The organism is Pseudomonas sp. Teo4 (genome assembly GCF_034387475.1).
Lineage (GTDB): Bacteria > Pseudomonadota > Gammaproteobacteria > Pseudomonadales > Pseudomonadaceae > Aquipseudomonas.
The window spans coordinates 836,532-857,161 of record NZ_JAXCIL010000002.1 but is presented as its reverse complement, the minus strand read 5'-3'; the positions used below and the strand labels follow the sequence as shown (position 1 = coordinate 857,161).

General features: G+C 62.7%; 22 protein-coding genes. 12 read left to right on the top strand and 10 right to left on the bottom strand.

All coding sequences use genetic code 11. The features are described 5' to 3' along the window. Positions 1–427 precede the first annotated feature (427 nt). From glnK to sutA, 3 genes are all read left to right on the top strand, one after another. Positions 428–766 carry a P-II family nitrogen regulator gene (gene glnK / locus PspTeo4_RS20230; protein ID WP_002555808.1) on the top strand — a complete coding sequence of 113 codons (339 nt, stop codon included), beginning with the start codon at positions 428–430 and terminating at the stop codon, positions 764–766. Positions 767–813: 47 nt separating this feature from the next. Next, positions 814–2,145 carry an ammonium transporter gene (locus PspTeo4_RS20225; protein ID WP_322365728.1) on the top strand — a complete coding sequence of 444 codons (1,332 nt, stop codon included), beginning with the start codon at positions 814–816 and terminating at the stop codon, positions 2,143–2,145. Positions 2,146–2,576: 431 nt separating this feature from the next. Then, positions 2,577–2,909: a transcriptional regulator SutA gene (sutA, locus tag PspTeo4_RS20220; RefSeq protein WP_322365727.1), complete on the top strand. Its 333-nt coding sequence runs from the start codon at positions 2,577–2,579 to the stop codon at positions 2,907–2,909. Between the two features lie 355 nt (positions 2,910–3,264). On the opposite strand, the gene PspTeo4_RS20215 is transcribed toward sutA, so the two are convergent. From PspTeo4_RS20215 to lptM, 6 genes are read right to left on the bottom strand one after another with little or no spacing between them, the layout of a single operon-like run. After that, positions 3,265–3,960: an HAD family hydrolase gene (locus PspTeo4_RS20215; protein WP_322365726.1), complete on the bottom strand. Its 696-nt coding sequence runs from the start codon at positions 3,958–3,960 to the stop codon at positions 3,265–3,267. Further along, entirely contained in the window at positions 3,957–4,856 is a 900-nt protein-coding gene (xerC, locus tag PspTeo4_RS20210) for a tyrosine recombinase XerC (RefSeq protein WP_322365725.1), read from the bottom strand. The genes PspTeo4_RS20215 and xerC overlap by 4 nt, the downstream gene beginning before the upstream one ends. Beyond that, complete coding sequence (locus PspTeo4_RS20205; protein ID WP_322365724.1) at positions 4,856–5,566, bottom strand: DUF484 family protein; 711 nt, start codon at positions 5,564–5,566, stop codon at positions 4,856–4,858. Before PspTeo4_RS20205 ends, xerC begins: the two co-directional genes overlap by 1 nt. 13 nt (positions 5,567–5,579) lie before the next feature. Beyond that, positions 5,580–6,410, bottom strand: a complete 831-nt coding sequence (dapF, locus tag PspTeo4_RS20200) for a diaminopimelate epimerase (protein WP_322365723.1) — start codon at positions 6,408–6,410, stop codon at positions 5,580–5,582. 4 nt (positions 6,411–6,414) lie between these two features. Continuing rightward, entirely contained in the window at positions 6,415–7,662 is a 1,248-nt protein-coding gene (gene lysA / locus PspTeo4_RS20195) for a diaminopimelate decarboxylase (protein WP_322365722.1), read from the bottom strand. Between the two features lie 9 nt (positions 7,663–7,671). Beyond that, a complete protein-coding gene (gene lptM, locus PspTeo4_RS20190) occupies positions 7,672–7,884 on the bottom strand; it encodes an LPS translocon maturation chaperone LptM (RefSeq protein WP_322365721.1) in 213 nt (70 codons plus the stop codon). A gap of 270 nt (positions 7,885–8,154) precedes the next feature. Here lptM and cyaY point away from each other — a divergent pair, with 270 nt between their 5' ends. The 3 genes from cyaY to rnk all read left to right on the top strand — a co-directional run bounded on the left by cyaY (position 8,155) and on the right by rnk (position 9,268). Beyond that, the gene (cyaY, locus tag PspTeo4_RS20185; protein WP_012312194.1) at positions 8,155–8,487 is read left to right on the top strand and encodes an iron donor protein CyaY; all 333 of its coding nucleotides are present in this window, start codon (positions 8,155–8,157) and stop codon (positions 8,485–8,487) included. Between the two features lies 1 nt (position 8,488). Beyond that, positions 8,489–8,701: a DUF1289 domain-containing protein gene (locus PspTeo4_RS20180; RefSeq protein WP_322365720.1), complete on the top strand. Its 213-nt coding sequence runs from the start codon at positions 8,489–8,491 to the stop codon at positions 8,699–8,701. Positions 8,702–8,857: 156 nt separating this feature from the next. After that, a complete protein-coding gene (rnk, locus tag PspTeo4_RS20175; RefSeq protein ID WP_322365719.1) occupies positions 8,858–9,268 on the top strand; it encodes a nucleoside diphosphate kinase regulator in 411 nt (136 codons plus the stop codon). 16 nt (positions 9,269–9,284) lie between these two features. Here the strand turns inward: rnk and PspTeo4_RS20170 are convergent, their stop codons facing one another. The 3 genes from PspTeo4_RS20170 to PspTeo4_RS20160 all read right to left on the bottom strand — a co-directional run bounded on the left by PspTeo4_RS20170 (position 9,285) and on the right by PspTeo4_RS20160 (position 12,912). Further along, a complete protein-coding gene (locus PspTeo4_RS20170) occupies positions 9,285–12,149 on the bottom strand; it encodes a class I adenylate cyclase (protein ID WP_322365718.1) in 2,865 nt (954 codons plus the stop codon). Positions 12,150–12,294: 145 nt separating this feature from the next. Next, complete coding sequence (locus PspTeo4_RS20165) at positions 12,295–12,540, bottom strand: TIGR02647 family protein (protein WP_322365717.1); 246 nt, start codon at positions 12,538–12,540, stop codon at positions 12,295–12,297. A 69-nt stretch (positions 12,541–12,609) separates the two neighbouring features. Further along, positions 12,610–12,912 (bottom strand): hypothetical protein, encoded by a 303-nt coding sequence (locus PspTeo4_RS20160; protein ID WP_322365716.1) that lies wholly within the window; start codon positions 12,910–12,912, stop codon positions 12,610–12,612. Between the two features lie 112 nt (positions 12,913–13,024). Here PspTeo4_RS20160 and PspTeo4_RS20155 point away from each other — a divergent pair, with 112 nt between their 5' ends. Continuing rightward, entirely contained in the window at positions 13,025–13,687 is a 663-nt protein-coding gene (locus PspTeo4_RS20155; protein WP_322365715.1) for a glutathione S-transferase, read from the top strand. A gap of 175 nt (positions 13,688–13,862) precedes the next feature. Here the strand turns inward: PspTeo4_RS20155 and argH are convergent, their stop codons facing one another. Then, the gene (argH, locus tag PspTeo4_RS20150) at positions 13,863–15,257 is read right to left on the bottom strand and encodes an argininosuccinate lyase (protein WP_322365713.1); all 1,395 of its coding nucleotides are present in this window, start codon (positions 15,255–15,257) and stop codon (positions 13,863–13,865) included. 309 nt (positions 15,258–15,566) lie between these two features. Here argH and PspTeo4_RS20145 point away from each other — a divergent pair, with 309 nt between their 5' ends. From PspTeo4_RS20145 to PspTeo4_RS20125, 5 genes are all read left to right on the top strand, one after another. Further along, complete coding sequence (locus PspTeo4_RS20145) at positions 15,567–16,310, top strand: LytTR family DNA-binding domain-containing protein (protein ID WP_322365712.1); 744 nt, start codon at positions 15,567–15,569, stop codon at positions 16,308–16,310. 160 nt (positions 16,311–16,470) lie between these two features. After that, on the top strand, positions 16,471–17,412 hold the full coding sequence (gene hemC / locus PspTeo4_RS20140; RefSeq protein ID WP_322365710.1) for a hydroxymethylbilane synthase: 942 nt from the start codon (positions 16,471–16,473) through the stop codon (positions 17,410–17,412). Next, positions 17,409–18,176: a uroporphyrinogen-III synthase gene (locus PspTeo4_RS20135; RefSeq protein WP_322365708.1), complete on the top strand. Its 768-nt coding sequence runs from the start codon at positions 17,409–17,411 to the stop codon at positions 18,174–18,176. Before hemC ends, PspTeo4_RS20135 begins: the two co-directional genes overlap by 4 nt. 45 nt (positions 18,177–18,221) lie before the next feature. Continuing rightward, complete coding sequence (locus tag PspTeo4_RS20130) at positions 18,222–19,322, top strand: uroporphyrinogen-III C-methyltransferase (protein ID WP_322365706.1); 1,101 nt, start codon at positions 18,222–18,224, stop codon at positions 19,320–19,322. Next, entirely contained in the window at positions 19,319–20,557 is a 1,239-nt protein-coding gene (locus PspTeo4_RS20125; protein ID WP_322365704.1) for a heme biosynthesis protein HemY, read from the top strand. The genes PspTeo4_RS20130 and PspTeo4_RS20125 overlap by 4 nt, the downstream gene beginning before the upstream one ends. The last annotated feature ends 73 nt before the right edge of the window (positions 20,558–20,630 follow it).

The window sequence follows — 20,630 nt, the reverse complement described above, 5'->3', positions numbered from 1 at the left end:
CCGGTAATCGTCGAAGGAGCCGCAGTGTAGCACGTGGGCGTTTGACACCTTGAGCCGGCTCCCAACGAAGCGGGAACGTGATTAGTTGCACACTTTTTGCGCAGTGCTCGAGGGCGGTGCGCACCGAAATTGTGCATCTTTTTGGTGCTGGCGACTGGCCAATCCCGACTGTTTTACGCAACACGCTGTTTTCTGGCGATTTATCGGAACTGGCAAGGTTTCTGCAAAGACCACTACGAGCCATGCACTGATGCAGTTCCTTGTGACCAGGCAGTGCGCACGCGGAGACGGAAGGTCTTGGTCACAACCGAAATGTACGTCGGTTGCGAGAACGAGCCGACGACGCGTTACAAAGCCAACCGCTGCGCTTAGACTTGAGACGGGTTTGTTTTCCTGGGGCAAGTCCACCAAATCGGGAGAGAGTTTCATGAAGCTAGTCACAGCCATCATCAAGCCGTTCAAGCTGGACGACGTGCGCGAGTCGCTGTCGGAAATCGGCGTGCAGGGCATCACCGTCACCGAGGTCAAGGGCTTCGGCCGGCAGAAAGGCCATACCGAGCTGTATCGCGGTGCCGAGTATGTGGTCGACTTCCTGCCCAAGGTGAAGATCGATGTCGCCATCGACGACAAAGACCTTGATCGGGTGATCGAAGCCATCACCAAGGCCGCCAACACCGGCAAGATCGGTGACGGCAAGATCTTCGTTGTGAATCTGGAGCAGGCGATCCGCATCCGTACCGGCGAAACCGATACCGACGCGATCTAAAGCGACAAAAAAAGCCTCACCAAACCCAACGCCCCAGGAGAAAACAAATGACTCTGCGTAAGATCGCAGGGCTAGGAGCCCTATTGTCCCTCGTAATGCCCGGCCTTGCCCTGGCAGAGGACGCTGCCCCAGCGCTGAACTCCGGCGATACCGCGTGGATGCTGACTGCGACGGCGCTGGTGCTGTTCATGACCATTCCGGGCCTGGCCCTGTTCTACGGCGGTATGGTGCGTTCCAAGAACGTGCTCTCGGTGATGATGCAGTGCTTCGCCATCACTGGCCTGATGAGCATTCTCTGGGTCGTCTACGGCTACAGCATGGCCTTCGATACCACGGGTATGGAAAAAGGCGTGCTCAACTTCAATTCCTTCGTCGGCGGCTTCTCCAAGGCGTTCCTGAGCGGTGTCACGCCCAGCAACCTGACCTCGGCCGCTGCGCTGTTCCCTGAAGCGGTGTTCATCACCTTCCAGATGACCTTCGCCATCATCACCCCGGCGCTGATCGTCGGTGCGTTCGCCGAGCGCATGAAGTTCTCCGCCATGCTGATCTTCATGGGCGTCTGGTTCACCCTGGTCTATGCGCCAATCGCGCACATGGTCTGGAGCGGTGACGGCGCGCTGATGTGGGACTGGGGCGTACTGGACTTCGCCGGCGGCACCGTGGTGCACATCAACGCCGGTATCGCCGGCCTGGTGGCCTGCCTGGTGCTGGGCAAGCGTAAAGGCTACCCGACCACCCCAATGGCTCCGCACAACCTGGGCTACACCCTGATGGGCGCCGCCATGCTGTGGATCGGCTGGTTCGGTTTCAACGCAGGTTCGGCTGCGGCCGCCAACGGCACCGCTGGCATGGCCATGCTGGTCACCCAGATCGCTACCGCCGCCGCTGCGTTGGGCTGGATGTTCGCCGAGTGGATCGGTCACGGCAAACCCAGCGCCCTGGGCATCGCCTCGGGTGTGGTTGCCGGCCTGGTTGCCATTACTCCGGCCGCTGGCACTGTCGGCCCGATGGGGGCCTTGGTGATCGGCCTGGTCTCGGGCGTGATCTGCTACTTCTGCGCCACGACCCTCAAGCGCAAGCTGGGCTATGACGACTCCCTGGACGCCTTCGGCGTGCACGGTATTGGCGGCATCATCGGCGCACTGCTCACCGGTGTGTTCGCAGCCCCGGCCCTGGGTGGCTTTGGCGCGGTCACCGATATCGGCGCACAGGTCTGGATCCAGGCCAAGGGCGTGCTCTTCACCGTGGTCTACACCGCCGTCGTCACCTACATCATCCTGAAGGTGCTGGACGTGGTCATGGGCCTGCGGGTCAACGAAGAAGAAGAGTCGGTCGGCCTCGACCTGGCTCAACACAACGAACGCGGCTACAACCTGTAACCGCGACGCTGGAAAAATTTGCCCGGTTCGCCGGGCATTTTTTTGCCCGAAATTCGCCATTTTCCGCAGTGCAAACGGTTTATCGTTCACGTTCGCGACGTAGGCCAAATACTTACAAGATGCAGAGCGTTCAGGGTGCTTTGCTTTTTCTACGAGCACGCTAGAATGCGCCCCGAAGGGTGTTTGACGAGCAGTCCACACGCTTCGCCAGCCTTTGCTAGGCTTGCCAATAGCGTGTGGCCAGCAGGGGCTCGAGAATTTGTCAGGTCCTGCCAGGAGCAGGGCCTGTTTGGCGCCGCGGCCCAACAGGAGCGGATGCCACAAGGGCAGTGGCCAACCCACGGCCAGTTGAATTTTCACTGGTGACAGCCGGTCTACGGCTGCGCACTGGTCTATAACTAACCTGCTTTTCGCAAGTCATGAGGTAGAACATGAGCGACGACGATCTGGAAAATGATGACCTCGAAGTAGGCGACGAAGACGAGGGTGATGAGGGCCTCGAAGCTGCGGCTGATGATGGCGCCGAAGATGCTGGCGATGACGACAGCAGCCCTGCACCGACTGCCAAGGGCAAGTCCTCCAAGGCGGCTGTCTCGGTAGACGAGATGCCGAGCATGGAAGCCAAGCAGAAGGAACGCGATGCCTTGGCCAAGGCCATGGAAGAGTTCCTGGCGCGCGGTGGCAAGGTTCAGGAGGTTGAGGCCAACGTGGTCGCCGACCCACCCAAGAAGCCGGACAACAAGTACGGCAGCCGCCCTATCTGAGTGGCTGAACGCAAAAAAGCCCGCCGTCGCTGCGGGCTTTTTTGTGGGCGCTGTTTGGGCTACAAGGTGTTTGTCTCGGTATTTTTGTTGTCTGCGAGATCGGGCGCCGCCCGCGCGGCGCATCGCGAGCAAGGCTCGCTCCTACGCTTGTTTACGGCCAATAACGCCTGTAACAGTCGCGCGCGACCGCCTGGTTTGTACGACGCGATACCGTGCCATGCCACCAAGGCGTTCGCGCACAAATCCCACAGGAATAACTGGCCTGAAACAAGCGTAGGAGCGAGCCTTGCTCGCGATGCGCCGCGCGGGCGGCGCGCGATGTTCGCCCTGCCACAAACCTCAAGGCCAGCCCTTGTCAGCGCCAGCGCGCAATCACGTCAGGCAACTGCGACAACCGCTGAATCTCAGCATCCGGCGCCTGTTCACCGGCCCAGACCTTGCCCTGCGGGTTGAACCACACCGCTCGCAACCCAGCGCGCTGAGCCCCGGCAATGTCATCCCCTGGGTGATCACCGATGTGCACCGCCGCGCTGGCTTCCACCTCACCCCGACGCAAGGCTTCAACAAATGGCGCAGGGTCTGGCTTGCCGATCCCCAGGTCTTCCGCACACAGGGCGAACTTGAAGTAATCCGCCAGCCCCAATCGGCGTACGTCGGCGTTGCCATTGGTCACCACGCCCAAGGTGTAGCTATGGCGCAGGATTTCCAGCACAGGCTGCACCTCGGGGAACACCTCGACCTGGTGCCGTGCATGCAGGAATACTTCAAATCCTTCGTTAGCCAGCTCTTGAGCGTGTTTCTCGCTGTAGCCGACTTCCTCCAAGGCATGGAACAACACGCGCCTGCGCAATGCGCTGATGCGGTGCTTGAGGCCCGGCTCGGCCTGGACCAACCGCTCACGGATGGCGAACAGATGCTCCACGGGAACACCCCCAAGGATGGGGGCATTGGCTTCGAGCCAGTCACGCAGGACAACCTCCGCGCTCGCAATCACCGGCGCGGTGTCCCACAGAGTATCGTCGAGGTCGAAGGTGATCAGCTTGATGCTCATGAGTCAGTGCCTTTGCTGCGTTTGGCCCGAGGGTGGGCGCTGTCGTACACCGAGGCCAGGTGCTGGAAGTCCAGGTGGGTGTAGATCTGCGTGGTGCTGATGTCGGCATGGCCGAGCATCTCCTGCACTGCACGCAGGTCCTGGGACGATTCCAGCATATGGCTGGCGAAAGAATGGCGAAGCATGTGTGGGTGCAGGTGCTGGCCAAGTTCGCGCTCGCCAGCGGCTTTGACTCGCATCTGGATGGCCCGTGGGCTCAGACGGTTGCCTTGGCGGGTGATGAACACGGCGCCGTCGCGAGGGCTGCCGATGCCGCGCAGCCGGTACCACTCCTGCAGGGCTTCACGGGCCTTGCGGCCCACGGGCAGCACGCGCGCCTTGCCGCCCTTGCCGAGCACCTGGACGAGGCCGGCGGCCAGGTCGAGGTGTTCAAGGTCAAGGTTGGTCAGCTCGGACAAGCGCAGGCCAGAGGAATAGAACAGTTCGAGAATGGCCTGGTCGCGGCGGGCGATGAAATCGTCGTCCACCCCCCCTTCCAGCAATTGCAGGGCGCGGTCGGTGTCCAGCACCTTGGGCAGGCGCCGCTCGGTCTTGGGCGGTGCCAGGCCGTTGGCCGGATCGTGCTGGCACAGGCCTTCGCGGACCAGATAGCGATACAGGCCGCGCACTGCCGAAAGCAGACGTGCCAGGCTGCGTGAGGACTGGCCGTCGTGGTGCAGGCGGGCGATGAGCTGACGTAGCTGCTGAATCTGCAGTGCATTCCAGCTGGCGATGCCTTGGTTATTGCAGTAACCGATGACCTTGGCGAGGTCGCGACGATAGCCCAGCAGGGTGTGCTCGGACACCTGGCGCTCGTTGCGCAGGTGTGCGCAATAAGCCTCCAGCTGGCGTTCCATCAGCGCACCGGGCGTAGGGTCTGGGTGAGGCGGGGTACCACTCGGCCAAGCACCTCGGCGATGTAGCCGAGGAACAGGGTGCCGACACTACTCTTGTAGTGTTGCGGGTCATGGCTGCCGATTGCCAGGACGCCATGAAGCCCTTGATATTCAAGGGTAGCCACGGCGCTGGAGCCAACTTCACGACGTTGTTCCTCACCGAACAGGAAGGCCAGTTCGTGCTCACGCAGGTTGCCGCTGACGGTCTTGCCACCACCCAGCAGCCCGCCAATGGCCTGCTGGGCCTCGGCGTTGCTGACCCAGCGGCCGACCGGCGCGACGTTTTCGCCAAACAGAATCAGGCTGACGAACGGCACCTGGAATTCCTGGCGCAGGCTGTCTTCGACGGCCATTACCACTTCTTCCAGGCTGCTGGCATCGAGCAGGTCGAGGATCAGCCGACGGGTCTTGTCGAACAGCCGGTCGTTGTCCCGTGCCACGTCCATCAGTTGCGACAGGCGATGGCGCATCTCGATGTTGCGGTCGCGCAGCAGCTTGAGCTGGCGCTCAACCAGCGACACGCTGTCGCCACGCTGGTGCGGAATGCGCTGCTCTATCAGCAGGTCATCGTGCTCGGCGAAGAAGGTTGGGTGGGCGCGCAGGTAGGCGACCACCGCTTCGGCATCGAGCTCGTCGGGTTGCTGAGGTACAACGTTTGGCTGATCGGTCATGGCGGTTACTCGCTTAGAGACGAACCTGTCCTTCATAAACGCGCACGGCGGGCCCCGTCATCAACACCGGCTTGCCGGGGCCGGCCCACTCGATGTGCAGGCGTCCGCCTGGCAAATCGAGGGTAACCGGGGAGTCCATCCAGCCCTGACTGATCGCTGCCACCGCGGCGGCGCAGGCACCAGTGCCGCAGGCCTGGGTTTCACCGGCGCCACGCTCCCACACCCGCAGGTTGGCGCGGTGGCGGTCGATGACCTGCAGGAACCCGGCATTGACCCGCTGCGGGAAACGAGGGTGGTTTTCGATCTTCGGACCCAGCGTGTGCACCGGTGCCGTGTGCACGTCATCGACGCGCAGCACCGAGTGAGGGTTGCCCATGGAAACGGCGGCAATCGAATGCTGCTCGCCGTCGACTTCCAGCGCATAGCTCAGCGCCTGTTGGTCGGCGATGAACGGAATCTCGGCCGGGATGAAGCGTGGCGGACCCATGTCGACACATACCTGGCCGTCATTCTGCACGTCCAGTTCGATGATGCCGCCCTTGGTTTCGACGCGGATGCGCTTCTTCGCGGTCAGGCGTTTGTCCAGCACGAAGCGGGCGAAGCAGCGTGCGCCGTTGCCGCATTGCTCGACCTCGGAGCCGTCAGCGTTGAAGATCCGGTAGCGGAAATCCACTTCCGGATTGTTCGGCGCCTCGACGATCAACAGCTGGTCGAAACCGATGCCGGTATGGCGGTCGCCCCATTGCTTGGCGTGCTTTGGCTGGATGTGGGCGTGCTGGCTGACCAGGTCGAGGACCATGAAGTCGTTGCCCAGCCCATGCATCTTGGTAAAACGCAGCAGCATGGGTTTACTCCGGCAGCAGGCTTTCGCCAGCGTACAGTTCGGCGATGGTCTCGCGACGGCGGACTTCGAAAGCCTGATCGCCGTCGACCAGGATTTCTGCGCAACGCCCACGGGTGTTGTAGTTCGAACTCATGACGAAACCATAGGCGCCCGCGGACTGAACGGCCAGCAGGTCGCCCTCGGCCAGGTTCAACTCACGGTCCTTCGCCAGGAAGTCGCCGGTTTCGCAGATCGGCCCGACCAGGTCATAGGCACGGCCTTGGCCTTCACGCGGCTTGACCGCACTGACCCCCATCCAGGCCTGGTACAGGGCCGGGCGGATCAGGTCGTTCATCGCCGCATCGATGATGGCGAAGTCTTTGTGTTCGGTGTGCTTGAGGTATTCCACGCGGGTCAGCAGGGTACCGGCGTTGGCCACGATGTAGCGGCCCGGCTCGAACACCAGGGCCAGGTCGCGCTCGCCGACGCGCTCGCGGATGGCCTTGATGTAGTCGGCCACCAATGGCGGCTGTTCGTCGCGGTAGCGCACGCCAACACCGCCGCCCAGGTCCAGGTGGCGCAGGTGGATGCCGCACTCGGCGAGACGGTCGACCAGCACCAGCAGGCGGTCGAGGGCGTCGAGGAACGGGTCGACGGTAGTCAGCTGCGAGCCGATGTGGCAGTCGACACCGACCACTTCCAGGTTCGGCAGCTGGGCGGCGCGCACGTAGATGGCTTCGGCATCGGCGATGGCGATGCCGAACTTGTTCTCTTTGAGGCCGGTGGAGATATACGGGTGGGTACCGGCGTCGACGTCCGGGTTGACCCGCAGCGAGACCGGAGCAACCTTGCCCATCTCGGCGGCCACCACTTGCAGGCGCTCGAGCTCGTCGGTGGATTCGACGTTGAAGCAGTGCACGCCGACTTCCAGGGCGCGGCGCATGTCTTCGCGGGTTTTGCCGACGCCAGAGAACACCACGCGATCGGCGCGGCCACCAGCGGCCAGCACGCGCTCCAGTTCACCGCCGGAGACGATGTCGAAGCCAGCGCCCAGGCGTGCCAGGACGTTCAGCACGCCCAGGTTGGAGTTGGCCTTGACCGCGAAGCACACCAGGTGCTCGACGCCTTGCAGGGCATCGGTGTAGCTAAGGTATTGAGCCTCGATGTGGGCCCGCGAATACACGTAGGTCGGGGTGCCGAAACGTTCGGCGATGGCCGACAGGGCCACGCCCTCCGCGAACAGTTCACCGTCGCGGTAGTTGAAAGCGTTCATCTGATTTCCTTACTGCTCTGGCGTCTGCTCGGGCTCGATTGGCTGCTCTGGCTGCTGCTCTTGAGTTTGCGCAGGTTGAGCGTGCTGGTGCTGATGCGATTTGTGGCTGTCTTTACCGTCCTTGCCGTCTTCGGGCAGGTACAGAGGGCCTTTCTGACCGCAGGCCGAAACGAGACAGGCAACCGCGACCAGCGCCGCAAGTGAGGAAATCAGGCGCTTCATGGGTGAAATCCTTTGAAATAAGCAGTATTGCGCCCGAGTATACCGAGCGACCAGCGGATTGCCTATGCAAGAGCCGGTCCGTCGGGCGGGCTATCCTTGTGTGCTGCCAGTGACGTAAATCGCCTCTCGCAGGCTTGGGCGCGCCCCTTGTAGGTGCTGGCTTGCCGGCGATGAGGCCAAGGAAGGCCACGGCAAACCTTTGCATTCAACGGCAAGCGCCCGTATCTTCCCCGCCTTGCCTGTAACGCAGCCAATTTCGAGGTTCCTGCAATGAGTTTGAGTGAAGCGCGTTTCCATGATCTGGTCGACGCGACCCAACAGGCCCTGGAAGACCTGTTCGACGAGAGCGGCCTGGACCTGGACATGGAAAATTCCGCAGGGGTGCTGACCATCAAGTTCGACAACGGCAGCCAGCTGATCTTCAGCCGCCAGGAGCCGCTGCGTCAGTTGTGGCTGGCCGACCGTTCCGGTGGCTTCCACTTCGACTACGACGAAGAGAGCGGCAAGTGGGTTTGCGAGAAGAGCGAAGAGCTGCTCGGCGAGATGCTTGAGCGCATCGTCTGGGAGCGAGCCGGCGAGAAGCTGGACTTCGACGAGATCTGACATGAGCACCCAGGTACGGCCCCCAAAGCCGCTGTACAGCAATGTCAGCCCCGCAGTGCCATCGCCTTGCATCAGTGTTTGCCGACTGGATGAGCACAAGGTCTGCACGGGGTGTCACCGGCATGTCGAGCATATTCGCGAATGGCGCTCGGCAGACGATGAACGGCGTCGGCAGATTTGCCGCGAGGCCCAGGCGCTGCGAGCGCAGGCATAGGCACATTGATTTTGCGGGCTTGAGTATTTACCCGGCTGTGGTAGTGTCGGGTTCTGCGTCGGTGACGCCAAAGCATCCACAAACCCCGCCCTTGGGCGGGGTTTTGCTTTATCTGTCCGAAGAAAAAAGCCTGTTCACAAGGAGTCTGACTGGATCATGAGCACCAAGCCTTCCCTCATCCTCACCCGATTGGACGTACAGCGTCTCGAGCGCCTGATCGACAGCCTCGACGAAAGTACCCCGGGTGTACTCGCCCTTCAGGGCGAGCTGGACCGCGCCGAGCAGGTGGTCGGTCATGAGGAGGTGCCAGCGGGTGTGGTGACCATGAATTCCCGCGTGCACTGCCGCGAGGAGGCCAGCGGCAAGGATTACCACCTGACGTTGGTATACCCGAAGGATGCAGGCGCTGAAGGCAGTGTCTCGATTCTGGCACCCATTGGCTGCGCACTGCTGGGCCTTTCGGTGGGTGAGCAGATCGACTGGCCGGCCCCCGGCGGCAAGACCCTCAAGCTGAAGTTGCTGGCGGTCGAGTACCAGCCGGAAGCGGCGGGCGATTTCGACCTCTGACGGTCACTGCGGTCGGTCAGGGCTCCAGTGCCGCCTGAAGTTGCGCGAGCCCTTCATTCAGTGCCTGCTCCAGCTGACGTTTATAGCGTAGGTAGAGAATCGTCGACCCCGGCTCATCTCCGAGCAGTTCCGACAAATCCAGGTCGGTGATGTAACACCGGTACTGTCCTGCACTTCGACGCTGGCCGAGAATCTGCCGGGCGACCACGGTGTACAGTTCATCGCCGTGGTCCAGTTCGGAAAACTCTTGCTGGTCGCAATAGAGCGTGACATGCACCTCATCGTCAGTACCTGCCTGCAGAATGGCCTGGACCTCGTAGCAGGGTTGGTCCAGGTCCTCGCCGGGCGCTGGTCGTGGCTCGATGCTCCGCGCCTTGCCAGGCCCCGTCGGCAACAGTTGCGCGTATTGGATCTGCAACGGCACTTGCCTTGAGTAATCCAGTGGCAAGCGGGCATCACGGCGCATCACCACCGAGCGCAAAAAACGCTGCAAAGGCAGCAGCAGATGGCTTTCGTCCTGAAGTGGCAGGCGCTGCTGCCACAGGGCGTTGTACTCATCGAGCACATACAGGTCAGCCCAGCCGTCTAGCAGCCGGTAGAACACCTGAATGCAGTCGGGGCGGGCTTGTTCCAGTAGCAGCGGCAAGTCGTGGTCCTGCAAGGCGCTTGCGTCCAGATGCAGCGGGCTATAGACGCTGCGTTCCTCGCCCAGGTAATCGAGCACGGCATCATGGCTGTCCAGCGTCGCTAAGGTGACCTGACCAGGCAGCAACTCCAGCACGTGGGTATGCTGCGCGACTTGCAACAGGTAGCGGTGATTCTGGCTCTGGTCGAGCAGCAGTTGCACCGTGTCGAAAATATCTTCGACCCGCTGGCTGATCGCCTGGGCGCGGTTATGGCAGAAGCAGCGCACGCGTACGCGTGGCCGGTGGCTGCGCTGGCCAAGGCTGTTGAGGAAGTCGCGCAGGCAGCGCAGCAGCGCATGTTCGCCGTCGTAACGCTGTACCAGCACTTCGTTCCAGCTGTTGAGGGTAATCTGGTCGAGGGTCAGCACCAGGTTTTCGCGCACCCCTGCGTAACTTAGCGAGTCAGTGCGCTCGGTGGTCATCAGGATGTTCAGGTCGCGGTGGTGACGCAGCGGATCGATACCCACGTTGACCAGCAGCAGCATTTCGTCGGCGACGCTAGGTTGCAGCAGGCGCACTTCGCTGACGGCCCCCAACGGCAATGGCAGGCTTTGTTGCAGGCTGCCCAGCAGGTTGAACAGTTCGAATTCGGTCAGGTCGCTGATGCCTGGGTGCAGTGCCAGGCGTGTGCTGCTGTCGATGACGCCATTGCGATGGGCCCAGGTCAGCAGTTCGAGCAGTTCGCGGCAGCGCTTGATCGGGTTGAAGTGCTCCCACTCGTGCACACTGAGATTGCCGTTGTACAGCCCCCAGTGGTGGCTGCCGGGCTCCTTGCGGTTGGGCGAGTGGACCAGCGTCAGGGTGTCCTCGGCAAGGTCCGGGGCAATGCCCGGGTTGATCACTTCGATCTTGCCCGCGCGGCGCTCGAAGGCTGCGTACAGGCGCCGGCCGAGAACGTTGAGGTCGCGCTGGTCTGCGCGGCTGCTGGCATTCTGGTTCTGCGCGAACTGGCTGAGAAAGCGGTAGCTGTGGTTGAGTTCGGCGACCAGTTCGCGGCGTTCGACTGCGACCTGGCGCACTTTCCACTGGCTGCGGCTATCGAGCATGGCCAGTTGGCGCTCGTCCCAGCCCCATTCATCGGCCAGGCGTTGCAGCAGTCGGCGCTGCCAGCCGTTGTTACGCGAGCGGTCAATTCCGCTGACTTTCTTGTTTACCTTGAGGTAAAGGCTGCGTCGCACCAGTTCGAGGCGGGCGGTTTCACCCCGTTGCTGCAGATAACGCTCGATTCGCCGGTACACCATCACGTAGGGGTCCAGCTCATCGAGGTCGAGCTGGTTGGCAAAAACCGCCTGCTTGTAATCAAGGCTCAGGCAGCGCACGGTCGGGTGTTCGCTGGCGTAAACTTCGGTCAGCAGCAACTTGAGCAGAGATTTGTAGGGTGAGTCGATGCCCTTGAACAGTTGCCACAGGCCGGCCCCGACGAACTCGCCGGGCGGAATGTGCGACAGGTTACCGAGGTCCAGGGCGTCGGTGCTGCGGATGAAGCGCTTGGACAGCAAGGTTTCGGTGTAGTCGAGATAGTTGTGTTCCTCATACACCGGCACCAGCCACCAGAGCGGCGTGCGTCCGGCCAGCCAGATGGCGGTACGGTAGAACTCATCGAGCAGCAGGAAATGCTGGGTGGTGCCGCAATCGTCCGAGCTGAGCTGGCTGTCTCGCTGGCCTTGGGCGAAACCTTGCGGGTCAATCAGGAAGAAGTGCGCTTCGGCGCCCAGGCTGTCGGCCCAGGCCTCGAGTAGCTGACATTTGCGTCGCAATTCCTGAAGCTGATGTTCATTCAGGCCAGGTGCATGGCAAACCCAGAGGTCCATATCGCTCTGCTCGGCCTGGGCCAGGGAGCCCAGGCTGCCCATCAGGAACAGGCCATGGATTGGGCGGTGCGGGTTGCCAAGACGCGTCCGGTAAGAGAACGAGCGTGCCAGCCGTTGCCCCTCGGCAACCAGCTCTGCATTGGGTTCGAAACCCGAAACACCGGCCGGTGTGCTGCCCGAGACATAGCCAGGCAACAACGGGTGGTTGACGTGAAACAGCAGCGGTAGCAGGGTCAGCACTTGTTGCTGACGTGTCGAAAGCCCGTCCATGGCGCGCTGCAGCCGGCCCTCGTTGACCTGCAGGAACCGAGCACGCAATTTCGCCAGCACCTTGCGGTCGATGCCTTCGTCCAGATCGGGGCGGATTTCGTGGGGGTGGTTCATTCAGCACTCAGAGCGGGCCAGGGAAGCTGCGGCGAGTTTAGCCTGAGTATCGCAGTCGGATAAGCCAAAAAGCGGAATTTTTGGCGCCATTTTGCCAGCGCTTGCGGCCCCCATCACCGACAAACCGTTGATGGGGGCGGTGCAATTACGCCGGTTGCGCAGCCTTGAGGATGGTCAGCAGCTGCTGGACGCTCTGGGCGGCATCGAGCCCCAGACTGGTCAGGTAGCCGCCGTCAGGCTGGTCGGTCAGTTGTTTGTCGTACAGGCGCTTGGCTGCGGCGACAAGGGCGGGGGACGCGTTGCTGTGGACCTTGATGCCTTCCTGATGACTGTCCAGGTTGAACAGGGCGAGGACTTCCAGTTCGGCGATCAGTTCGGGGGTGAAGGACATGGCGACTCCTGACTTCCAGACGAGGATGACGGCACCGGCAGCGGTGCCTGACCCTGGAGTGTAGTCGGCTTATTCGTCGTCGCCTTGATCCGCCTCAGGTGGAAGCTCCGGCAATGCGCGAAGGGCGGTCTCGTACCACTCGCCGTCGAACGGGCGGTCTTCGTCGAGCATGTTGTCGATTTCGATGGCCAGCACGTGGGCCATGAGGTTGAGGATGTCTTCGCGCTCGTAACCAACCAGTGTCAGCTTGTTGAAGGTGGCCTTGGCAGCTGGTGGCTCGCCGCTTTCGATCTGGTTTTCAATGGCCTGGGTCAGCGTCGCTTCGGCGAAGGCTTCGTCGTCGTCATTGTCGATGTCGGTGGGCTCGCTCATGGCGGTACTCCTGTAGAGGGGCATACAGTTTGCCACGCCTTGGCTGGTCATGCCTGGCTGATCGGTCTATAAAAGCCGGGCCATCCCCACACGGCCTGGAGGCTGTTACCCAATGCTCAAGCTTCACGGATTCTCGGTCAGCAACTACTACAACATGGTCAAGCTGGCGCTGCTGGAGAAAGGACTGCCGTTCGAGGAGGTCGCCTTCTATGGTGGTCAGGCGCCGCAGGCGCTGGAAGTAAGCCCGCGCGGTAAAGTGCCTGTGCTGGAGACCGAGCACGGCTTCCTCAGCGAGACCAGCGTGATTCTCGACTACATCGAGCAGACCCGTGGCGGCAAGGCGCTGCTGCCCGCCGATCCGTTCGAACAGGCCAAGGTGCGCGAGCTGCTCAAGGAGATCGAACTGTATATCGAGCTGCCTGCGCGTACCTGCTATGCCGAGTCGTTCTTCGGCGCGGCAGTCGAGCCACTGATCAAGGAGCGCGCGCGCACCGAGCTGCTGGCGGGGTTCGCCACGCTCAAGCGCAATGGCCGCTTTGCACCTTATGTGGCAGGTGAGGAACTGACCTTGGCGGACCTGATGTTCTGCTTCTCGGTCGACCTGGCCTACGCCGTGGGCAAGAAGGTGCTGAACATCGATTTCCTTGCCGACTTCCCGCAAGCCAAGGCGTTGCTGGATAAGATGCGCGAAAACCCGCATATGGCGCGGATCGTGGCGGACAAGGATGCGGCGATGCCGGCTTTCATGGAGATGGTGCGCAGCGGGAAGCGCTGAGGGGGCTGCTTTGCAGCCCAATCGCCGGCAAGCCGGCTCCCACAGGGTCGCGCAAGCTTTTTAGACATTGAGCAAGACAGTTGCTCCCGCAGGTACTGCAGTGATCCCAAGATCAGCGCGGTACCTGTGGGAGCCGGCTTGCCGGCGATCGAGGGCAAAGCCCTCGCAATCGCAGTTAGCGCGAAGCCAGCAGAGCTTTGCCACGCACAACGGCAGCACGCACCTGCGCCGGTGCGGTACCACCAATGTGGTTACGGGCATTCACCGAGCCTTCCAGGGTCAGCACGGCAAACACGTCCTGCTCGATCTGGTCGCTGAACTGGCGCAGCTCGTCCAGGCTCATCTCGGCCAGGTCCTTGCCAGTGTCGACGCCATACTTCACGGCATGACCAACGATTTCGTGGCAGTCACGGAACGGCAGGCCACGGCGTACCAGGTAGTCCGCCAGGTCGGTCGCGGTGGAGAACCCGCGCAGCGCCGCTTCGCGCATGATGGCATGACGTGGCTTGATGGCCGGGATCATGTCGGCGAAAGCACGCAGCGAGTCGCGCAGGGTGTCGGCGGCATCGAACAGCGGCTCTTTGTCTTCCTGGTTGTCCTTGTTGTAGGCCAGCGGTTGGCCTTTCATCAGGGTCAGCAGGCCGGTCAGGGCGCCGAACACTCGGCCGCTCTTGCCGCGTACCAGCTCTGGAACATCCGGGTTCTTCTTCTGCGGCATGATCGAGCTGCCGGTGCAGAAGCGGTCAGGCAGGTCAATGAACTGGAACTGGGCGCTGGTCCACAGCACCAGCTCTTCGGAGAAGCGCGACAGGTGCATCATGGCCAGGCTGGCGGCGGCGCAGAATTCGATGGCGAAGTCGCGGTCCGAGACGCCATCCAGCGAGTTGCCGGCCACGGCCTCGAAGCCCAGCAGCTTGCAGGTCAGCTCGCGGTCGATCGGGTAGGTGGTGCCAGCCAGTGCCGCGCTGCCCAGTGGCATGCGGTTGGTGCGCTTGCGGCAGTCGACCAGGCGCTCGTAGTCGCGGCTGAGCATTTCGAACCAAGCCAGCAGGTGGTGGCCGAAGGTGACCGGCTGGGCGGTCTGCAGGTGGGTGAAGCCGGGCATGATGGTTTCGGCTTCGCGCTCGGCCTGCTCCAGCAGGCCCTGCTGCAGGCGAGTGATTTCGGCCAGGATCAGGTCGATTTCGTCGCGCAGCCACAGGCGAATGTCGGTGGCCACCTGGTCGTTGCGGCTACGGCCGGTGTGCAGCTTCTTACCAGTGATACCGATACGGTCGGTCAGGCGTGCTTCGATGTTCATGTGCACGTCTTCAAGGTCGACGCGCCAGTCGAAGTTGCCGGCCTCGATCTCGCCCTGAATGGTTTTCAGGCCATCGATGATGGTGTCGCGCTCGGCGTCGGTGAGTACGCCGACCTGCGCCAGCATGGTGGCGTGGGCGATCGAACCCATGATGTCGTGGCGGTACAGGCGCTTGTCGAAATCGACCGAGGCGGTGAAGCGGGCGACGAAGGCGTCGACGGGCTCACTGAAGCGGCCGCCCCAGGACTGATTGGTCTTGTCGGTGCTCATGGATTCACTCGTTGAAGGCGTGAACGAAAAAGTGTCGCCGATGATAACAGGGTTGGGCTGGCCGCCGTAGGACGCCGGTCGACAGAAATGTCGAGAAAACACTGGCAGGAGGGGAGGACAGCGATATTTAACGATTGAACGGCAGTGTTCCACGGACCGTCTACAGTTGGACAGAGGACTGGCAACGAATATGCCGGCCTAGTGAATCTTTGGCCATCGCACCGGTCTAGAGCGTGACCGCAGTGTCGCTCGAACCACACCTGTCTACGCTATACCTGTGCGAGACTCATTCAGGAATCCAGCGCAATTATGAATGTCCTGATCGTTGATGACGAACCCCTGGCCCGTGAACGCCTGAGCCGATTGCTTGGCGAACTGGAGGGTTACACCGTGCTGGAGCCCAGCGCCACCAACGGCGAGGAGGCCTTGGCCCTGATCGAAAGCCTCAAGCCCGACGTGGTCCTGCTGGACATCGGCATGCCAGGCCTGGACGGCCTGCAGGTGGCCGCCCGCCTGTGCGAGCGCGAGGCCCCGCCGTCGGTGGTGTTCTGCACCGGCGATGATGAATACGGAAGCGAGGCGTTCAAGGACAGCACGCTCAGCCATGTGACCAAACCAATCCAGCCCCAGGCGCTGCGCGAGGCGCTGCGCAAGGCAGAGAAGCCCAACCGCGCCCAGTTGGCGGCGCTCACCCGACCGGCCAACGAAGGTGGAGGCCCACGCAGCCACATCAGTGCGCGAACCCGCAAGGGCATCGAGCTGATCCCTCTACCGCAGGTCATCTACTTCATTGCCGACCACAAATACGTCACCCTGCGCCATGAAGCCGGGGAGGTGCTGCTCGACGAGCCACTCAAGGCGCTTGAGGACGAGTTCGGCGAGCGCTTTGTACGCATTCACCGCAACGCCCTGGTCGCCCGTGAGCGCATCGAACGCTTGCAACGTACGCCGCTAGGGCATTTCCAGCTGTTTCTCAAGGGACTGGACGGCGATGCCCTGACCGTCAGCCGCCGCCATGTCGCCGGCGTGCGCAAGATGATGCAGACGCTCTGAACCCTGCTATCGGTAAGCCGGCCCCCTGGAACCTGCAGGAGCCGGCTTTCCGGCGATAGAGGCGCAGCAGCCAGTACCAGACAAGCGATTGACCCGCATCTGCTAGCGAAGCCGGTGGAGCTGTTATCATCAGCGGCATTTCTCTGGTTCGGTGCGTTCCATGTCCACTCGCGAAATCCGCATTGCCACCCGTAAAAGTGCCTTGGCCCTGTGGCAGGCCGAATACGTCAAAGCCCGCTTGGAGCAAGCGCATCCAGGCCTGCTGGTCACGCTGGTGCCCATGGTCAGCCGTGGCGACAAGCTGCTCGATGCGCCTTTGGCCAAGATTGGCGGCAAGGGCCTGTTCGTCAAGGAGCTGGAAACCGCCCTACTGGACAACGAAGCCGACATCGCCGTGCATTCCATGAAGGATGTGCCGATGGACTTCCCCGAGGGCCTGGGCCTGTATTGCATCTGCGAGCGTGAAGACCCTCGCGATGCCTTCGTTTCCAATACGTTCGCCAGCCTCGAGGCGCTGCCAGCCGGCAGCATCGTCGGCACCTCCAGCCTGCGTCGCCAGGCACAACTGCTGGCGCGTCGCCCGGACCTGGAAATCCGTTTCCTGCGCGGCAACGTCAACACCCGCCTGGCCAAGCTCGATGCCGGTGAGTACGACGCGATCATCCTCGCGGCGGCGGGCCTGATTCGCCTCGGCTTCGAAGACCGTATCACTTCGACCATCAGCGTCGATGACAGCCTGCCAGCAGGCGGCCAGGGTGCCGTGGGCATCGAGTGCCGCAGCGCCGACAGCGAGACTCACGCCCTGCTGGCGCCGCTGCACCATGCCGATACCGCCGACCGTGTGGTGGCCGAACGCGCACTGAACAAGCGCCTGAACGGCGGTTGCCAGGTGCCCATCGCCTGCTATGCAGTGCTCGAAGGCGAGCAGTTGTGGCTGCGTGGGCTGGTCGGCCAGCCAAGCGGAGGCACCTTGTTGGTTGCGCAGGCCCGTGCACCCCGTTCCCAGGCTGAGGCGCTGGGTGTTCAGGTGGCTGAAGACCTGCTGGGTCAGGGCGCCGAGGCGATCCTCAAGGAAGTCTACGGCGAGGCTGGCCACCCGTGAGCCCCTGGCGCCTGTTGCTGACCCGTCCCGAAGAGGACTGCGCGGCACTGGCGCAGAGTCTCCTTGCCGCTGGTATCGCCAGCAGTTGCCTGCCGTTGCTGGCCATCGAACCTGTTGCGCTGGATGACGACCAGCGTCAATTGCTGGCCAGGCTGCACCTTTATCAGGCAATCATCGTGGTCAGCAAGCCGGCTGCCAGACAGCTGCTGGAACGGCTGGCCGAGGCCGGCCTGCAGCCCCCGAAACACGGTTGGTTCACGGTGGGCGAGGCGACCGCCCAGGTGCTACGTGATAGCGGAGCGTGGGTGACGTGTCCGGCACTGGGGGATGACAGCGAGGCATTGCTGGCACTTCCCGCATTGCGTGAAGCTATTGCCGTGTCTGCGCCGCAGGTTCTGATCGTGCGTGGCGAGGGAGGTCGCGAACTGCTCTCCGAGCGTCTTGGAGAGCAAGGTGCTAGTGTCGATTATCTGGAACTGTATCGTCGGTGCCTGCCAGAGTATCCGGCGGGTACATTGCTGCGTCGCATTGAAGCGGAACGCCTCAATGGGCTGATGGTCAGCAGTGGGCAAGGTCTTGAACATTTGCGGCAGATGGCGGGCGCCGACTGGGCCAAGCTCGCAACCCTGCCGCTGTTCGTGCCAAGCCCCCGGGTCGCCGAGCAGGCCAGGGCCGCCGGGGCTCAACAGGTTGTGGATTGCCGTGGCGCGAGTGCCGCGGCCTTGCTGGCAGCCGTGCAGCGCAGCGCTGCACCTGCCTCTTAAGGCGCTAAGCTCAGAGCGATGCGCCCCCATGCAAAGGATGGATACGTGAGCGAAACTGTCTTGTCCAACAATGATCAGCCGTCGGCACAGGCGCCGGCGGACCCCATCAGCACAACACCCACCAAACGTTCCGGCAATGGTCTGGCCTTGCTGGCTCTGCTGCTGGGTGCAGCTGGGGTGGCGGTAGGAGGTTGGGGTGTCTGGCAGGTGCGGCAACTGCAAGGCAGCGAGCAGGGCCAAGGGCAGCACCTGGAGGCATTGAGCCTTCGTGCCGAGGCATTGCAGCAGCGCGAGCAGCAGATCAGCGCGCAGCTGGCCAGCCTGCCGGCGGCCAGCGAGTTGGAAGACCGTCGCCGGCTGGTGGCCCAGCTGCAAAGCGACCAGCAGCGCCTGAGCCAGCGCCTGGAGACCGTGCTCGGCGAAAGCCGCAAAGAGTGGCGTCTAGCCGAAGCTGAACACCTGCTGCGCCTGGCCACCCTGCGTCTGTCGGCCCTGCAGGACATCACCAGCGCCAAAGCCCTGGTCGAAGGTGCCGACGAGATCCTGCGCGAGCAGAGCGACCCTGGCGCCTTCGCGGCCCGTGAACAACTGGCGCGTAGCCTGGCGACGCTCAACAGCACCCAGCAGCCGGATCGCACCGGGCTGTTCCTCAAGTTGGCTGCCCAGCGTGAGTTGGTGCAGCAGCTCAGCGCCCAGTCTCCAGAGTTTGAAAGCAACGCCGATGCCATGGGAGCCCTGACCGCCGACGGCGATGGCGCCAGCCGCTGGTCCCAGTGGTGGGCAGAAATATCCAAGTATTTCCAGGTCGACTTCAACGCTGACGACAATGTACGGCCATTGCTGGCCGGGCAGTCGCTCAACCAACTGCGCCTGGCTCTGAGCCTGACCATCGAGCAGGCCCAATGGGCGGCGCTCAATGGCGAGGCCAAGGTCTACAGCCAGGCCCTGGATGATGCTCGCAGCGTATTGCTGGCCAACTTCAATGCCGACAACCCGCAGAGCAAGGCGATGCTAGACAGCCTCAATGCCCTGGCCGAGCAGCCGGTATCGGTCGTCACCCCTGACTTGAGTGAAAGCCTTGCTGCCGTGCAGGCCTACATCCAGCGCCGCCATCTGCCTGCCGAGGCTGAAGGGGGCAAGCCATGAAGCGAGTCTACCTGTTGGCGGTGCTGGCCATTGTGGTCGCCGCGGCGCTGGGCATTGCCGTCGCCAAACACAGCGGTTACGTGCTGATTTCCTATGGTGGCTTCCGCTATCAGTCGGGGCTGTGGGCGGCATTGGCGGCGCTGGTGGTGATCGTCGCGCTGCTTTGGTTGTTGCGATATCTGGTGGGGCTGGTGCTGACCTCCAGTGGTGTGGTCAACCCGTGGTCGCGGCGCAATCGTAGCCGGCGTATTCGCCTGGCCGTCGAGCAAGGTCAACTCGACCTCGCCGAGGGGCGCTGGGCCAGTGCCCAACGTCATCTGCATCGGGCCGCCGAGGCCGAGCGTCAGCCTTTGCTGTACTACCTTGGCGCGGCCCGTGCCGCTAACGAGCTGGGCCGTACGGAGGACAGCGACAACCTGCTGGAACGCGCCCTTGAACGCCAGCCCCAGGCAGAGCTGGCGGTGGCCCTGACCCATGCGCAACTGCAGATGGACCGTGGTGATGGTGATGGCGCCCTGGAAACCCTGCTGGCGATGCAAGAGCGCCATCCACACAACGGCCAGGTGCTGCGTTTGCTGCAGCGCCTCTACCTTGAGCGTGGTGATTGGCCGGCTCTGATCCGCCTGATGCCGGAATTGCGCAAAGCTAAAGTGCTGCCGGCGGATGAGCTGGCCTCACTGGAACAGCGGGCGTGGGGGCAGAACCTGAGCCTGGCGACGACCCGAGGCGACGACCCGAGCAGTGCACGTCAGGCCCTTGAGCGGGCCTGGCAGCAACTGACCTCGGCCCAACGCCAGGAGCCACAGTTGGTGTTGGCCTACGCCGAACAGTTGCGTCAGGTGGGCGCTCAGGGTGAGGCCGAGCAGGTGCTGCGCAGTGCCCTGAAGCGCGAGTACGAAAGCCATTTGGCCCGCTTGTATGGGCTGGTGCGTGGCGATGACCCGGCGCGTCAGTTGCAAACCGCAGAGGGCTGGCTGAAAGCCCATCCGCAAGACCCAAGCTTGCTGCTGACACTGGGTCGACTGAGTTTGCAGAACCGCCTTTGGGGCAAGGCCCGTGACTACCTGGAAAGCAGCCTGCGCATGGAACGCAACCCTGAAGCCTGTGCCGAACTGGCCCGTCTGTTGGCAGGTCTGGGCGAAACCGAGCGCAGTAATCAGCTGTTCCAGGAAGGCCTCGGTCTGCTGGACGAGCGCCTGTTGGCCCTGCCATTGCCCGAAAGCGTACGCGCCTGACCTACCCATGGGCCCGCGCCGAGGCGCGGGTTCATGGGTCCGGTAATTTATCCTTTTCTGTAAGCTGCTTCTG

Excerpts from the sequence above, each read along its gene's own strand:
- glnK (WP_002555808.1), top strand. The coding sequence starts at position 428 with ATGAAGCTAGTCACAGCCATCATCAAGCCGTTCAAGCTGGACGACGTG.
- PspTeo4_RS20225 (WP_322365728.1), top strand. The coding sequence starts at position 814 with ATGACTCTGCGTAAGATCGCAGGGCTAGGAGCCCTATTGTCCCTCGTA.
- sutA (WP_322365727.1), top strand. The coding sequence starts at position 2,577 with ATGAGCGACGACGATCTGGAAAATGATGACCTCGAAGTAGGCGACGAA.
- PspTeo4_RS20215 (WP_322365726.1), bottom strand. The coding sequence starts at position 3,960 with ATGAGCATCAAGCTGATCACCTTCGACCTCGACGATACTCTGTGGGAC.
- xerC (WP_322365725.1), bottom strand. The coding sequence starts at position 4,856 with ATGGAACGCCAGCTGGAGGCTTATTGCGCACACCTGCGCAACGAGCGC.
- PspTeo4_RS20205 (WP_322365724.1), bottom strand. The coding sequence starts at position 5,566 with ATGACCGATCAGCCAAACGTTGTACCTCAGCAACCCGACGAGCTCGAT.
- dapF (WP_322365723.1), bottom strand. The coding sequence starts at position 6,410 with ATGCTGCTGCGTTTTACCAAGATGCATGGGCTGGGCAACGACTTCATG.
- lysA (WP_322365722.1), bottom strand. The coding sequence starts at position 7,662 with ATGAACGCTTTCAACTACCGCGACGGTGAACTGTTCGCGGAGGGCGTG.
- lptM (WP_322365721.1), bottom strand. The coding sequence starts at position 7,884 with ATGAAGCGCCTGATTTCCTCACTTGCGGCGCTGGTCGCGGTTGCCTGT.
- cyaY (WP_012312194.1), top strand. The coding sequence starts at position 8,155 with ATGAGTTTGAGTGAAGCGCGTTTCCATGATCTGGTCGACGCGACCCAA.
- PspTeo4_RS20180 (WP_322365720.1), top strand. The coding sequence starts at position 8,489 with ATGAGCACCCAGGTACGGCCCCCAAAGCCGCTGTACAGCAATGTCAGC.
- rnk (WP_322365719.1), top strand. The coding sequence starts at position 8,858 with ATGAGCACCAAGCCTTCCCTCATCCTCACCCGATTGGACGTACAGCGT.
- PspTeo4_RS20170 (WP_322365718.1), bottom strand. The coding sequence starts at position 12,149 with ATGAACCACCCCCACGAAATCCGCCCCGATCTGGACGAAGGCATCGAC.
- PspTeo4_RS20165 (WP_322365717.1), bottom strand. The coding sequence starts at position 12,540 with ATGTCCTTCACCCCCGAACTGATCGCCGAACTGGAAGTCCTCGCCCTG.
- PspTeo4_RS20160 (WP_322365716.1), bottom strand. The coding sequence starts at position 12,912 with ATGAGCGAGCCCACCGACATCGACAATGACGACGACGAAGCCTTCGCC.
- PspTeo4_RS20155 (WP_322365715.1), top strand. The coding sequence starts at position 13,025 with ATGCTCAAGCTTCACGGATTCTCGGTCAGCAACTACTACAACATGGTC.
- argH (WP_322365713.1), bottom strand. The coding sequence starts at position 15,257 with ATGAGCACCGACAAGACCAATCAGTCCTGGGGCGGCCGCTTCAGTGAG.
- PspTeo4_RS20145 (WP_322365712.1), top strand. The coding sequence starts at position 15,567 with ATGAATGTCCTGATCGTTGATGACGAACCCCTGGCCCGTGAACGCCTG.
- hemC (WP_322365710.1), top strand. The coding sequence starts at position 16,471 with ATGTCCACTCGCGAAATCCGCATTGCCACCCGTAAAAGTGCCTTGGCC.
- PspTeo4_RS20125 (WP_322365704.1), top strand. The coding sequence starts at position 19,319 with ATGAAGCGAGTCTACCTGTTGGCGGTGCTGGCCATTGTGGTCGCCGCG.